This is a genomic window from Sphingomonas sp. 28-62-20 (assembly GCF_002281505.1).
Genome location: NZ_NCGH01000019.1, coordinates 34,576 through 47,761 on the forward strand (window position 1 = coordinate 34,576; position 13,186 = coordinate 47,761).

Genomic DNA, 13,186 nt, shown 5'->3' on the forward strand with positions numbered 1-13,186 from the left:
CTCGCCTTGGGGCAGGCGCTCCAAGGCGCGCAAATTGCTCTAATGGCCAGTTGCGGCGCGGAGAAGGCCTGTGTTGGTGCGGGTTAGACGATTTCGAACAACCCCGCAGCGCCCATCCCGCCAGCAGTGCACATCGACACCACGACATAGCGCACGCCACGCTTGCGGCCCTCAATAAGGGCATGGCCGACCAGCCGGCTGCCCGTCATCCCAAAGGGATGGCCAACCGCAATCGCGCCGCCATTGACGTTGTACTTTTCGGGATCGATGCCCAGCGTGTCACGGCAATAGAGGCACTGGCTGGCAAAAGCCTCGTTCAATTCCCACAACCCGATATCAGCGACCGACAGCCCGGCGCGGTCGAGCAATTTGGGGATGGCGAAAACCGGGCCGATTCCCATTTCATCAGGCGCGCAACCTGCCGCCTGAAATCCGCGATAGATGCCCAGAATTTCCTTGCCCTCTGCCACGGCGGTTGCGCGGTCCATCACGATCTGCGCGCTCGCGCCGTCCGATAGTTGGCTGGCATTGCCTGCGGTAATGTTGGTGCCGGGGCCGGTGAACTGGCCGCCGGGCCACACCGTTTTCAGGCCCTCCAGCGCGGCCAAAGTCGTGCCGGGCCGAATGCCTTCGTCCTGGCTGACGGTGATCGTCTCAGTGCCGGTCTTGTTGCCCTCCTTGTCGAACAGGGCGCGGTCAACGGTGATCGGGGCAATTTCCTCGACAAAGGCGCCCGTTTCCAGCCCGCGTGCGGCGCGCTGCTGGCTCATGGCCCCATAGGCGTCCTGGGCGGCGCGGCTGATGCCATAGCGATCGGCGACGATCTCGGCGGTTTCGATCATCGGAATATAGGCTGCCGGCTCATGGGCGATGACCGACTGGTTGATATAGCGCGGCGCGTCCTTGGTCACCGTCATGCTCACCGATTCCATCCCGCCGGCCAGCGCCACATCGGCCTCGTTACAGATGATCGTCCGCGCGGCGAGCGCGACGGCGGTCAGCCCTGATCCGCATTTGCGATCGAGCGTGAAGGCGGGTACCGATTGCGGCAGCTGCCCGGCAAAGATCGCCATCCGTCCGGCATTGCCGCCTTGCGTGCCCCATTGATTGCCGACGCCCCAGAACGCCTCGTCAATCCGGGCCGGATCGATGCCGGCGCGCTCGATCGCCGCATTCATCACATGGCCGGCCAGCACGGGTGCTTCGGTGGCATTATAGGCGCCGCGATAGGCCTTGCCGATCGGGGTGCGGGCAGTGGCGATAATGGCGGCTTCGCGCATGGCAAATTCTCTCGCAGACAATGGTGTTGCGATCGAATGGCGCATCGGCCCGTGCTTGTCGATGGGGAGTGTATCCCATAACGAGCGGCGCGACCCTTGGGGGAAATCGCGCCGCCCGACAACCTGGGAGGCCCCGAAAGGCAGGTCGTGGTTGCTTTTTCGCGGCGCAGCGAAACATGGTTACAACTGGGTAAGAAAAATTCTATCGGCATGGGCTGGCGACCGAATTGTAACCTTCCGCGCGGATGAACCGAATGGCGTTATCAGGAACACGGCGAGGAATGAGCGAGGAACAGCTCAAGGCGTTGATGGTGCGCGGGCTCGATGGAGACGCCGCCGCCCAAAACGCCTTGCTGACCGCGATGCTGCCTTTGTTGCGCTCTTTCTTCGGTCGCCGCTTGCGCGGTGCCGGTGATGATGTCGAGGATCTGGTGCAGGATACGTTGATTGCGATTCACACAAGGCGCGCGAGTTACGATCGCGACCGGCCGTTCACGGCCTGGGCCTATGCGGTTGCGCGGTACAAGATGATCGATCATTTCCGGCGCACGAAGAACAACGTGTCGTTCGAAGGACTTGAAGAGATATTGATGGCGGAAGGATTCCAGGAGGCGGCGTCCGCACAACTGGATGTCGACAAGCTGCTGGAGGGTATTTCCCCCAAGCAGGCCAAGGCGATCCGCCAGACGAAGATTGATGGGTTGAGCGTTGCCGAGGCTGCCGAAAGCGCTGGCATCAGCGAGGCCGATGTGAAGGTTTCCGTCCACCGCGGGCTTAAGGCGCTCGCTGAACGACTGAAGGGCAAGTAATGCGTAGCGAAGATCTGATCCAGTCCCTCAGCGCCGATACCCGCGCGATTTCCCCCTATGCTGCCGAACAGCGGCTGGCGATCGGGCTGATCGGTGGTGGGCTGGCCGCGCTTGCCGTGATGGTGCCGTGGATGGGCTTTCGGCCTGATCTGCCCGGCGCGATGATGACCGTCGGCTTTGCGATGAAATGGGCCTATACGATTTCGCTGGCGCTGCTCGCGCTGGTCGCCACGCTGCATGTCGCCCGGCCGGATGCGCCGCGGATGCGCCATGCCTGGTTGCTCCTGGTCCCGTTCGCGCTGCTCGCGGTCGCTTCGATTGTCGAACTGTCCGAAACACCCGTTGGCGGCTGGCTGCCGATGTGGTTGGGCGGCAGCTGGCGTGAATGTTCGGCGCGGGTCGCGATGCTGTCGCTGCCGGTGTTCGGCGGCATGCTCTGGGCATTCCGCGCGCTTGCGCCGACAAGGCTGACCGCAGCGGGGGCAGCGGCCGGGCTAGTCTCGGGCGCCTGCGCCGCGACGATCTATGGGCTGCATTGCCCCGAAGTATCGGCGACCTTTGTGCTCACCTGGTATACGCTGGGCATGGTGCTGGCAGCGGGCGCGGGCGCGCTGGTGGGGCCGAAGCTGCTTCGCTGGTAGTAAACGGCGCGCCTTGGCGCCCGGTTACACCATCCGCGCCGCGATTGTTCTAAGCGCAACAGCCAACGCATCGACCTGATCCAGCGTCGTAAACAACGCCGGCGTAATCCGGACGCAACACCCCGCCGCGACGCCGACGCGGTGAACCGAAAAAATGCCAAATTCGTCAAGCAGCTGCTTGGCGATCGCGATATTGTCGGCCCGTGATCCTTTCCCCTTGAATCGAAACGACGTGATGCCGCCGGATAGGCGGGAGTCTGCGGGCGTCAAAATCTGCAACGCGTCGACCTGGCGCAGCGGTTCCACCCAGCGATTGCGCAACAGCTTCAGCCGCGCCGCGCGCGGGCCGGCCCCGATTGTCTCCTGGAAGGCGATCGCATCGGGCACAGTCAACTGAGCGGCATAATCAGGGGTGCCCGTGTGAACGCGCGCCTGAAGATCGTCTGCTTCGCCTCCCCCGTTGGCGGGATCGACATCGATATCGCGCACCCGCGTTTTGCGGACATAAGCGACGCCAACCCCCAATGGCGCGCCCATCCATTTGTGGAGGTTGAACCCAGCAAAATCGACGCCCAGGCCGGGGAAGGAAAAGTCGATTTGGCCCCAGCTATGCGCGGCATCCAGAATGACATCGACGCCTTTTGCCCGTGCCAGCGCGGTGATCTCGCGCACCGGCAGGACAAGCCCCGTCCGGTGGCTGAGATGGGTGAGCAAAATCAACTTGATCCGTGGATTGGCCTCCAGGGCCTGCGCATAGGCATCGATCAGCCCCTGCCAGGTCGCGGGCTCGGGCAAAGCGATGCGCGTGACCTCGACACCGCGCCGCGCGCGCAGTCCTTCGACATAGCCCTGCATGCTGTCATAATCGAGATCGGCGTAGAGCACAGCGTCGCCGGGGCGCAGCTTGGTATAGCCCTCGATCAGCGCGCGCAGCGCTTCGGTTGCATTGCGGGTCAGCGCGATCTCGTCTGTCGCCACGCCCAACGCTGACGCGACGCGCGCCCGAACCGCGAGCAGATCCTGCTCCATCGTCCGCCTGGCGTAGAAGCTATTCTCGCGATTGACCCGCTCGATCGCGCGTTCATAGGCGGCGAGCACCGGACGCGCCATGATGCCCCAATTGCCATTCTCCAGCTGAATGACTTGTGAGGTGACGTCGTATTGCGCGGCGATGCTGGCCCAATAGGCCTCATCATCGGAACGTGCCGCACCACCCTTGGGGAGGGCGGCGGCGCGGGCGGCGAGCGGAAACGCTACCGGGCCCATCATCATGTTCCGGCGATTGATCGACATGATGGTTTTTCCAAACGGATCGTGGAGCGTGCAGCCTAAACCCCCGCCCTCCAACCGTCCATGCATCGTGCGCCGCTCAATTTTTTGCGCGCCCTGTAACCACCCTAGCGGCCCCCGCGAATAGGGTAGCATGAGGCAGCCAGATGGCCTGCTTCTCCAGGACACTCAGGAGCCTATCATGCGTACCATCCTCGCTGCTTCGACTGCTCTCTTCCTCGCTGCCTGCTCGGGCGCGACGGCGACCCCTTCGGCGCTTGCTGGTGAGGGCGAAGGCGCCGGCGCACCCGCAACCGCGATTGCCGCCACTGGCGATGCCGCCCACCCAACCGTTATCGAACTCTACCAGAGCCAGGGCTGCTCCTCCTGCCCACCGGCGATCAACGTGGTCAACAAATATGCCGACCGCGCTGACGTCATCCCGCTGACTTTTTCGGTCACCTATTGGGATAATCTTGGCTGGAAAGACACCTTCGCCAGCCCCGCCTTCACCGCGCGCCAATGGGATTATGCCCACACCGCCGGTCGTGGCCAGGTCGCGACGCCGCAGGTGATCGTCAACGGGCGTGACGCGGTCCTCGGCAGCCGCGAAGGCGAGTTGAACCAGGCGATTGCGCGTAACGCCAACTCGGCGGGCCCGGAAATCGACGTGGTCGGCAACCAGGTGACGGTCGGCGCAGGCAATGGTGGCGCAACGGTGTGGGCGGTCAACTATGACCCGCGCACGGTAGAAGTTGCAATTCAGGCCGGCGAAAATGGCGGCCGCACGATCCCGCATCGCAACATCGTCCGCCAGCTGACCAGCATCGGCCAGTGGCAGGGCCGGGCGCAGAGCTTCACGCTCCCCGCAGCGCCTGCTGGTTTGAAGACCGCCGTGCTGGTGCAGCAAGGCAAGGGCGGCGCGATCATCGCCGCACGCAAAATCTAATCTTCTCCTCCCTTCCTGCGCCTCCGTTTTCCCCCCTTTGCGGGGGCGCAGACCCGGAAAGACCGGGACCCGCCCGTCGCCCCCTCCCCTGGGGCGGCGGGCTTTTTTTGCTTGGGGGGCAACGACCGCCCCATGTTTCACAAGCCCGTCACCCCGGGCCTGACCCGGGGTCCCGCTGCCTTGCCCGGTCGAAGAAAAGCGGGACCCCGGATCAAGTCCTGGGTGACGGATAGGGAAGGGCAGGAATCGCCCAGTAGCGGACATTCGTCAGGGATATTCGCGCTCGATTGCGGAAAGATCGAGGGCAAATTTTCGGAGGGCAGTCTCAAACCGTGCGTCTAAGCTTGCAGTAAGTCGAGAGCAGCGGCCCAATGCAATCGCCTCAAAGCCGGTATCCACGCCCCATTTCGCAATATCTTTCCGCTTCAATGCCGCGATACGGGTGCCAAAGCGTCGCTCGAACTCGCGTCGCTGCCGTTTCGCTACTTTGCGATCACATGAGATCACACCCTGCTCATACGGGTCTGCATAGTAGAGCCGTTCACTTAGCCGCTGCACTGGCGGCGATAGGCTCTGCGCCTGAAGAACGATTGCAAGGCCGAGCAATTTGATCATCAATCATCCCCTACATGACGCACACTAGTCGGCGAGTTGCTAACGGCAGCTAACTACCCAATTCCGGCCGGTGAAGTCAGCCTCACACCGCCCGCTTCAACCTCACCAACGCCGCATCGAGCGCCGACAAAAACCGCGACCGATCCACCTTCCCGAAGGGCGCGGGGCCGCCGATCACGTCGCCGCCAGCGCGCAGGTCGGCCATGATCGCGCGGGTGGCGATGGCGCTGCCGATCGAGCTGGTCGTGAAGGGCTTGCCGGTCGGGGCAATGACGGTCGCGCCTGCCTTCAGGCAACGATCAGCAAGCAATATATCGGCGGTGATAACGATGCTGCGGGCGTTCGCTCGTTCGGCGATCCAGTCGTCGGCGGCGTCGAAGCTGTCGTTCACCACCACGCGTTCGACCATCGGACTGACGGGTACGCGGAAGGCGCTGTTGGCGACGATCGAGACGGGCACGGCGTGGCGTTCGGCGACGCGGTAGATTTCGTCCTTTACCGGGCAGGCATCGGCGTCGACCAGGATGCGGCGGGCGGCGGTGTTCATGAGCCTATCCATGCCATCTTCTCGTCACCCCGGGCTTGACCCGGGGTCCCGCCCCTTGTCGCCGCTGTTGAGCAGCGGGACCCCGGATCAAGTCCGGGGTGACGGAAGAAGAAAAAAGAATAGCGATCGGGCTGCAACGCGCGCCCAGCCTTACTTCGGTCGAAACGCCGGTTTCGGCCGCCCACCAGGACCACCCGGACCACCGCGCGGTGGGCCGCCGGGGCGTGCCCCTGGAGGACCCCCCGGGCGACCGCCCGAAGGCTTGGGCGCATAGCGCTTCACCGGCGGGCCACCGCGCTTGTGGCGATCATTGCCGCCCTCGGCGGCGGGGCCCGTCGCCGACGCTTCGATCTCGACGCCGCCGTCATCATCGCTGCCACCGGCAGTGCGCTTCAGTGAATCCTTGAATTTGGCAGCGGCGGCGCGCGGAATCTGGAAGAAGGTTTCGTTCGCGCCGATGCGGATCGCGCCGATCTCGTTCTTGGTGATGTGGCCGCGGCGGCAGATGAGCGGCAAAATCCAGCGCGGATCGGCATTTTGCCGACGGCCAATGCCCATTTTGAACCAGACGGTGTCCTCAAAGCCAGCGCGGTGGCCGTCAGCGCTGCCCAACGGCTGCTTGTCACGGTCGATCAATTCCTCGGGCGCGGGCATTTTCGCGCGGAAGGCGCGGACGAGTGCGGCGGCGATTTCCTCGGGCGGGCGCTCGGTCAGCAGGCGCTGCGCCAGCTCGCGATCATCCTCGTCGATCTCGACGGGTTCGAGCAACTGGGTGATCAACCGCTCGCGATCATTCTTGCGGATGTCCTCGCTCGATGGCGGGTTGATCCAGTCGGCGTTGATCTTGGCGCCTGTCAGCATCCGCTCGACCATGCGGCGGCGCGGATAGGGGACGATCAGGATCGCGGTGCCCTTTTTGCCCGCGCGACCGGTGCGGCCCGACCGGTGCTGAAGCGCCTCGGCATCGCGCGGCAGCTCGACATGGATGACGAGGCTCAGCGTCGGCAGATCGATGCCGCGTGCGGCGACATCGGTCGCGACGCAGACGCGCGCGCGCTGATCGCGCAGCGCCTGGAGTGCGGCGTTGCGCTCATTCTGGCTATGCTCGCCCGACAAAGCCACCGCGCCGAAACCACGCTCGGTCAGCCCGGCATGAAGGTGGCGGACATTGTCGCGCGTTGCGCAGAACAGCATCGCGGTTTCGGCTTCGTGGAAGCGCAGCAGATTGACGACGACATTCTCGATATCGGCAGGCGCGACAGTCACCGCCTGATAGCTGATGTCGCCATGCCCGCGATCCTCGCCGACGGTCGAAATGCGCAGCGCGTCGCGCTGATAGCGCTTGGCGAGCGCGATGATCGGCTTGGGCATCGTTGCCGAGAACAGCAGCGTGCGGCGCTCGGTTGGCGTCGCGTCGAGGATCTGCTCCAGGTCTTCGCGGAAGCCCATGTCGAGCATTTCGTCGGCCTCATCGAGCACCGCAACGCGCAACGAGCGCAGGTCAAGCGAGCCGCGCTCGAGGTGATCGCGCAACCGTCCCGGCGTGCCGACCACGATATGCGCGCCCTGCGAAAGGCTGCGGCGTTCCTTGGCGGCGTCCATCCCGCCGACACAGGTCGCGATGCGCGCGCCGAGCTTGCCGTAGAGCCACATCAGCTCGCGGCTCACCTGCAGCGCCAGTTCGCGCGTCGGCGCAATCACCAGCGCGAGCGGTTCGCGGATAAAGGGCAGTGCGCCATTTTCGTCGAGAATCTCGCCCGACATCGCCATGCCGAACGCCACGGTCTTGCCGGAGCCCGTTTGCGCCGAGACGACCAGGTCGCGGCCCAGCGCTTCGGGCTCGATCACCTGCGTCTGCACGGGGGTGAAGGCAGTATAACCACGGGCGGTGAGCGCTTCTGACAGAAGCGGGGGGAGAGCGGTGAAGGGCATGGACGTCCAATTGGGATGCGCCGCAAAAGGGCGGCTGGGCGGGTCTCGGCAAAAAGGACCGGACGAGCGAGCGGGCGATGCGCCATAACTGGCCCCGCGTCAAGTTTTGCGTGGCCCGTTGCCAGGGCGGGGGCGGGGGGATAGCCTGACGCGGCGGCCAGTTCAGGGCCGTTTGGGGCACCCGATGGTCTATATCCTCCTCAACCTGATGCCCATTCTTGCCGCGGCCGCGCTGGGGCTGAGCATCGATGCGGCGCATCATCTGCTCGTCGGCTGGGGCGCAAAGCCGCCGTCGCTGGGGTTGATCGTGCTGGCGGCGCTCGCGCAGTTCTGGCTGGCGTCGATTCTGGCGGGCGCGCTGATCCTCGCCCCGGACAAGGCCAGCCCGTGGATCATGGCGGTGGGCAGTGCCGTGGTGATCTGGGCGGGCTTCGTGCTGCCGGTGCTGGCGGTGACGCTCAGCTATCGTGGGATGGAGTCGCGCGTGGTGATAGCCGATGTCGTTCACTGGCTGATTGTAATGGTCGCGCAGGCGGTGCTGATGAAGAGCTGGGGGCTGGTGCCGCCGCCGGCGTGACTGCGGGCAAATCGCTATGCCTTAGCCTATGTTACACAGCCCCATTTCTGCTAGCCTGAAGCGTCTGTCGGAGAGTTCCCATGCGAAATTACTCGATCGTCGTCATTGCCACCCTTGGTTTGTTCGGTTGCGTCACGGACCGGGGCCAAAAGCCGCTTTTGACCGCCAGCGCTAGCCGCAATATCGCCTCAAGCTGTGGTGCGGTGGGCAGCGAATTTCACCGTTCGAAGGGCGATCTTCCCTTCGCCACCTTCATCATCAGCAAAAAGGAGGTGGTGCCGGACGATCAGGTATCGCCCACAGTCCGTTGCCTCGGTGTGGCACTCGACGCGTATCGGCATTCCATGCTGTCATTCGCGCCCGAACAATGATGTGTCACGTGGCGCACCGACGCGCTGGCCTTTGTCATCGCAAGACCAGGGAGGTCCGCCATCCACCATCCAACCCCTGACCCCATTCAGCCCGGCCAGGAGAGCGTGTGGGACTATCCCCGCCCCGCCATCGCGCAATTGACCGATGCCCATTTGCGCATCCTGTTCGACGGGCAGGTCCTGGCCGAAACCCGAAGCGGCGTCCGCACATTGGAGACGAGCCACCCGCCCAGCTATTATTTTCCGCCCGCCGATGTCGATCAGGCGATGCTCGCACTGGCCGGCGGCTCGGCGAGCATGTGCGAATGGAAGGGCCAGGCGCGCTATTTCGATGTTGTCGGGCCGACAAAACGGGCAAGCCGCGTCGGCTGGGCCTATCCCGCACCCACCCCGAGCTTTGCAATGCTGCGCGATCACATCGCCTTTTATGCAGGCCCGATGGACGCCTGCTTTGTGAATGGTGAGCAAGTGACACCACAGCCGGGCGGCTTCTACGGCGGCTGGATTACCAGCGCAGTCGCCGGGCCGTTCAAGGGGCCACCGGGCACTCAGTTCTGGTAGCGGGAGCGCTCCAGCCCGGCGCTGGGTCGGCAGGCGTGGATCAGGCCGGGCGCGCGGCCGATGGCAGCGAAATGGTCGAGCGCTGCCTGCCTCAGTGCGGGTAAACGGTCTTGCCGAGTGAGCGCAACGACGCAGCCGCCAAAGCCGCCGCCCGTCATCCGCGCGCCGCCGACGCCGCCGGTTGCTGCCGATAGCGTCCCGGCGAGCTGATCGATTTCGGGCAATGTAATCTCGAAATCATCGCGCATCGAGGCGTGCGATTCGGCCATCAGCGCGCCAATCCTGGTCCAGTCGCTCGCGGCGAGCACGGCAGGCATCGCCAGCGTTCGCGCATTTTCGGTCACGACGTGGCGGGCGCGGCGGAAGGCGACGGGGTCGAGTGCGCCCTCATTCGCCGCCAGCGACGCCGCGTCCAGATCGCGCAAAGCGCCGATGCCGAAATGCGCCGCCACCGCCTCGCACGCGGCGCGGCGCTCATTATAGGCGCTGTCGACCAGCCCGCGCGTGATGCCCGAATGGACGATCAGCACGGCCATATCGGCGGGCAGCGGCACCGATCTGGCCTCAAGCGACCGGCAATCAATCAGCAGCGCCGCGCCCGCTTCGCCGCGCGCGGAGATCAACTGGTCCATGATCCCGCAGGCGCAGCCGACGAAATCATTCTCCGCCGCCTGGGCGATCAGCGCGAGCTCGGTTGGGTGGAGCGCCCCCTCGATGTCGAACGTCGCGCCCAGCGCCACGCCGAGCGAGGCGGAGGAGGAGAGGCCTGCCCCCTGCGGCACGTCGCCCGCAATCGCGATCCGCATCCCGCCGATCGCAATGCCGCGTGCGCGGAACACGCCCGCCACAGCGCGAACATGGGTGCGCCAGCCCGGTGCTGCCTCGAACGGCGCGGTGGGATCGAACCGGTCGACCTCGCCATAATCAGCGCTCACGACGTCGATCATCGCGTCGGAAGCCGAACCAAAAGCGACCGCCGTTCCCCGATCGATCGCGCAAGGAAAGACAAAGCCGTCATTATAATCGGTATGTTCGCCGATCAGATTGACGCGGCCCGGCGCATAGCTCAGCCGGGCAGGTGCCTCGCCATAGGCCGCGCGATAAGCGGCGACGGCACGCTCTTTGGGCCCGGTCATGCCAGCACATCCGGCACCGCGCGCAGCATCGCGGCGGCGGCTTCCGGCGTCAGGTCGCGCTGTGGTTCGGCGAGCATTTCATAGCCGACCATGAACTTGCGCACGCTCGCCGAGCGCAGCAGCGGCGGGTAAAAATGCGCGTGAAGCTGCCAATGAGTCACGTCGGCCTCCCCGAACGGCGCGCCGTGCCACCCCATCGAATAGGGAAAGCGCGTGGCGAATAAATTGTCATAGCGCGCGGTCAGCCGGCGCAGGATATCAGCCAGGCTGTCGCGCTGATTGGGCGTCAGGTCGGGCATGCGCTGCACGGCAAAGCGCGGCAGCAGCAGCGTCTCGAACGGCCAGCTCGCCCAATAGGGGACGATCGCCAGCCAATCACCGTTGGCCGCAACCTGCCGCTCCCCGTCCGCCTCGCGCGCAGCAAGGTCGAGCAGCATCGGGGCGTTTTGCTGATCCCGATAGCCGCGCTGCGTCGCGTCCTCGGTCGCTGCCTCATCAGGCAGATGCGCTGTCGCCCAGATTTGCCCGTGCGGATGCGGGTTGGAACAGCCCATCATCGCGCCCTTGTTTTCGAAGACTTGCACCGATCGATAGGTCGCGCCCAGCGCCGCGCTCTGCGCGCACCAGCAATCGACAATCCCGCGCACCGCCGCCTGCGACAGCTCGGGCATCGTCAGCGCATGATCGGGCGAATAGCAAATCACTCGCGCCACCCCGCGCGCCTGTTCGGCAGCGAAGAGCGGGTCTTCGGTTGCGGCCTCTGCGGTACTGGGCAGCATGGCGGCGAAGTCGTTGTCGAAGACGAAGGTGCCGGCATATTCGGGGTTGCGATGCCCACCGGCACGTTCATTGCCGGGGCACAGATAACAGCTTGAATCATAGGACGGCCCCGTGCTCCGGTCGGGCGCATCCTCCTGACCCTGCCAGGGTCGTGCCAGCCGGTGTGGCGAGACCAGCACCCAGCGCCCGTTCAGCGGATTGCGCCGTCGGTGCGGCTGGTCCGTCGCCAGCGTCACGCCGCGGCCCGTTTCCAGCCGACGAACTCCGCGCGCCGCCCCAAAGCAAAGCGATTGACCGCCAGCGCGAACAGCACCGAACTCACCAATGTGATGACCATGAAATCGATATAATGCAGCGTCACGATCCCCGCCGGTTGCAACCCAAAGCTGTAGAGCGCGTAAAGCGCCACACCCCACACCACGCCCGACGTCGCCGCGCTCGCGCCCACCCCCCTAAACATCAGCCCGACGATAAAGGCAGACAGGATCGGCATCGACGACAGCCCGTTCAATTGCTGAAGCAGATTGATGATGCTGGTCGCGTTCTCATAAACCGGCACCAGCAGCACTGACGAAATCGTCACGATGACCGTCACGATCATGCTCAGGCGCCAGTTATCGGCAGCTTCGCCGAAAAACGGTTTGTGGAAATCGACGGCATAGAGCGCAACGGTGGAATTGAGCACCGCGCTGGTATGCGCGATCACCGCCGCTGCGATCATCGCCGCGAACGCGCCCGACAGCCAGCCCGGCAGCACCTGCGCGACCAGCAGCCCATAGGCTTTGTCGCCGACATCGCCGATCAGCTTGAACGCCACCACCCCCGGCACCGTGACGATGATGGGGATGATCATGATGCGGATCGCCGCCGCTGCCAGCACGCCCTTTTGCGCCTCACGCACCGTCGGCGCGGTCATCGCCTTTTGGGTGATGTTCTGGTTCGTCGACCAATAGAAGATCTGGATGAAGATCATGCCGGTGAACAGCGTGTGGAACGGGATCGGCGAATCCGGCCCGCCGATCATTGATGTGCGCTCGGCCGGCACCCCGCCGAACAAGTCATAATTCACCGCCGCCAGCGCCAGAACGACAATCAGCACCGCAATCGCCAGCACGCCAAAGCCTGAATAAGTGTCCATCACCGCCACCGCGCGCAGGCCGCCCAAGATGGTATAGGCCGCGCTGATCACTGCCAGGATAATCGCAAAAACGATCAGCGGCGCGCCGTCGCCGAACAGCGATTCCAGGAACAACGCACCGCTATACAGCCCTGCCGGCAGGTAGATCAGGATGTTGCCGAACAGGAACAGCGCCGAAATCAACATCCGAACGCTCCTTGTATCCCCCTTATAGCGCCGGTCGAGCAGCTCGGTGACGGTTGTGCAGTCGTTGCGATAATAGATTGGCACGAAGATGAAGGCGAGAATCAGCAGCCCGATAAAGCCCGAAATTTCCCACCAGGCGAGCAGCAACATCTGGTTGCCGTTCATGCCGACGAGCTGATCGGTCGATAAATTGGTGAGCGTGATCGATCCCGCGACGAACACCCAGCTTAAGCCCCCGCCCGCCAGATAGACGTCCTTCTCGCTACCGTCGTGCCGGGCACTGCGTACCTTCAGCCAGGTCGCCAGGCCAATCGCGGCGAGCAACAGGATCGCCACGCCCATCTGGACGCCGCCATTCAATGCCATGCCAATCCACTCCCCGCGCTGATTTTCAC

At 64.5% G+C, this 13,186-nt stretch carries 14 protein-coding genes; 6 read left to right on the forward strand and 8 right to left on the reverse strand.

The annotated features are described in order from the left end of the window. Positions 1-83 precede the first annotated feature (83 nt). Positions 84-1,280, reverse strand: coding sequence for an acetyl-CoA C-acyltransferase (locus B7Y43_RS15155; RefSeq protein WP_374132509.1), 1,197 nt, complete (start codon positions 1,278-1,280; stop codon positions 84-86). Positions 1,281-1,561: 281 nt separating this feature from the next. Here B7Y43_RS15155 and B7Y43_RS15160 point away from each other — a divergent pair, with 281 nt between their 5' ends. Together B7Y43_RS15160 and B7Y43_RS15165 are read left to right on the forward strand one after the other, a co-directional pair. Then, positions 1,562-2,089 (forward strand): sigma-70 family RNA polymerase sigma factor, encoded by a 528-nt coding sequence (locus B7Y43_RS15160; protein ID WP_374132510.1) that lies wholly within the window; start codon positions 1,562-1,564, stop codon positions 2,087-2,089. After that, complete coding sequence (locus tag B7Y43_RS15165; protein WP_374132511.1) at positions 2,089-2,730, forward strand: DUF1109 domain-containing protein; 642 nt, start codon at positions 2,089-2,091, stop codon at positions 2,728-2,730. Before B7Y43_RS15160 ends, B7Y43_RS15165 begins: the two co-directional genes overlap by 1 nt. A gap of 24 nt (positions 2,731-2,754) precedes the next feature. Here the strand turns inward: B7Y43_RS15165 and B7Y43_RS15170 are convergent, their stop codons facing one another. Continuing rightward, positions 2,755-4,023, reverse strand: a complete 1,269-nt coding sequence (locus B7Y43_RS15170) for an aminotransferase class V-fold PLP-dependent enzyme (protein ID WP_374132512.1) — start codon at positions 4,021-4,023, stop codon at positions 2,755-2,757. 178 nt (positions 4,024-4,201) lie between these two features. Here B7Y43_RS15170 and B7Y43_RS15175 point away from each other — a divergent pair, with 178 nt between their 5' ends. Then, a complete protein-coding gene (locus B7Y43_RS15175; protein WP_374132513.1) occupies positions 4,202-4,948 on the forward strand; it encodes a thioredoxin family protein in 747 nt (248 codons plus the stop codon). A 267-nt stretch (positions 4,949-5,215) separates the two neighbouring features. Here the strand turns inward: B7Y43_RS15175 and B7Y43_RS15180 are convergent, their stop codons facing one another. From B7Y43_RS15180 to B7Y43_RS15190, 3 genes are all read right to left on the reverse strand, one after another. After that, entirely contained in the window at positions 5,216-5,563 is a 348-nt protein-coding gene (locus B7Y43_RS15180) for a hypothetical protein (protein ID WP_374132514.1), read from the reverse strand. 82 nt (positions 5,564-5,645) lie between these two features. Further along, entirely contained in the window at positions 5,646-6,110 is a 465-nt protein-coding gene (locus tag B7Y43_RS15185) for a YaiI/YqxD family protein (RefSeq protein WP_374132515.1), read from the reverse strand. 150 nt (positions 6,111-6,260) lie between these two features. Further along, complete coding sequence (locus B7Y43_RS15190; RefSeq protein ID WP_374132516.1) at positions 6,261-8,042, reverse strand: DEAD/DEAH box helicase; 1,782 nt, start codon at positions 8,040-8,042, stop codon at positions 6,261-6,263. Positions 8,043-8,226: 184 nt separating this feature from the next. Between B7Y43_RS15190 and B7Y43_RS15195 the strand changes: the two genes are divergently transcribed. The 3 genes from B7Y43_RS15195 (at position 8,227) to B7Y43_RS15205 (ending at position 9,551) form a co-directional block, all read left to right on the forward strand. After that, entirely contained in the window at positions 8,227-8,619 is a 393-nt protein-coding gene (locus B7Y43_RS15195; RefSeq protein ID WP_374132517.1) for a hypothetical protein, read from the forward strand. Positions 8,620-8,777: 158 nt separating this feature from the next. Further along, positions 8,778-8,990, forward strand: a complete 213-nt coding sequence (locus B7Y43_RS15200; RefSeq protein ID WP_374132518.1) for a hypothetical protein — start codon at positions 8,778-8,780, stop codon at positions 8,988-8,990. A 105-nt stretch (positions 8,991-9,095) separates the two neighbouring features. Further along, complete coding sequence (locus tag B7Y43_RS15205; protein ID WP_374132519.1) at positions 9,096-9,551, forward strand: DUF427 domain-containing protein; 456 nt, start codon at positions 9,096-9,098, stop codon at positions 9,549-9,551. On the opposite strand, the gene galK is transcribed toward B7Y43_RS15205, so the two are convergent. Genes galK through B7Y43_RS15220 form a run of 3 tightly spaced genes read right to left on the reverse strand, consistent with a single transcriptional unit; the run spans position 9,539 to position 13,157 of the window. Next, on the reverse strand, positions 9,539-10,687 hold the full coding sequence (gene galK / locus B7Y43_RS15210; RefSeq protein ID WP_374132520.1) for a galactokinase: 1,149 nt from the start codon (positions 10,685-10,687) through the stop codon (positions 9,539-9,541). The genes B7Y43_RS15205 and galK overlap by 13 nt on opposite strands. Continuing rightward, complete coding sequence (locus tag B7Y43_RS15215) at positions 10,684-11,703, reverse strand: galactose-1-phosphate uridylyltransferase (protein WP_374132521.1); 1,020 nt, start codon at positions 11,701-11,703, stop codon at positions 10,684-10,686. Before B7Y43_RS15215 ends, galK begins: the two co-directional genes overlap by 4 nt. After that, positions 11,700-13,157 carry an SLC5 family protein gene (locus B7Y43_RS15220; RefSeq protein ID WP_374132522.1) on the reverse strand — a complete coding sequence of 486 codons (1,458 nt, stop codon included), beginning with the start codon at positions 13,155-13,157 and terminating at the stop codon, positions 11,700-11,702. Before B7Y43_RS15220 ends, B7Y43_RS15215 begins: the two co-directional genes overlap by 4 nt. Positions 13,158-13,186: the final 29 nt, after the last annotated feature.

Excerpts from the sequence above, each read along its gene's own strand:
- B7Y43_RS15170 (WP_374132512.1), bottom strand. The coding sequence starts at position 4,023 with ATGTCGATCAATCGCCGGAACATGATGATGGGCCCGGTAGCGTTTCCG.
- B7Y43_RS15155 (WP_374132509.1), bottom strand. The coding sequence starts at position 1,280 with ATGCGCGAAGCCGCCATTATCGCCACTGCCCGCACCCCGATCGGCAAG.
- galK (WP_374132520.1), bottom strand. The coding sequence starts at position 10,687 with ATGACCGGGCCCAAAGAGCGTGCCGTCGCCGCTTATCGCGCGGCCTAT.
- B7Y43_RS15180 (WP_374132514.1), bottom strand. The coding sequence starts at position 5,563 with ATGATCAAATTGCTCGGCCTTGCAATCGTTCTTCAGGCGCAGAGCCTA.
- B7Y43_RS15185 (WP_374132515.1), bottom strand. The coding sequence starts at position 6,110 with ATGAACACCGCCGCCCGCCGCATCCTGGTCGACGCCGATGCCTGCCCG.
- B7Y43_RS15195 (WP_374132517.1), top strand. The coding sequence starts at position 8,227 with ATGGTCTATATCCTCCTCAACCTGATGCCCATTCTTGCCGCGGCCGCG.
- B7Y43_RS15160 (WP_374132510.1), top strand. The coding sequence starts at position 1,562 with ATGAGCGAGGAACAGCTCAAGGCGTTGATGGTGCGCGGGCTCGATGGA.
- B7Y43_RS15175 (WP_374132513.1), top strand. The coding sequence starts at position 4,202 with ATGCGTACCATCCTCGCTGCTTCGACTGCTCTCTTCCTCGCTGCCTGC.
- B7Y43_RS15220 (WP_374132522.1), bottom strand. The coding sequence starts at position 13,157 with ATGGCATTGAATGGCGGCGTCCAGATGGGCGTGGCGATCCTGTTGCTC.
- B7Y43_RS15165 (WP_374132511.1), top strand. The coding sequence starts at position 2,089 with ATGCGTAGCGAAGATCTGATCCAGTCCCTCAGCGCCGATACCCGCGCG.
- B7Y43_RS15190 (WP_374132516.1), bottom strand. The coding sequence starts at position 8,042 with ATGCCCTTCACCGCTCTCCCCCCGCTTCTGTCAGAAGCGCTCACCGCC.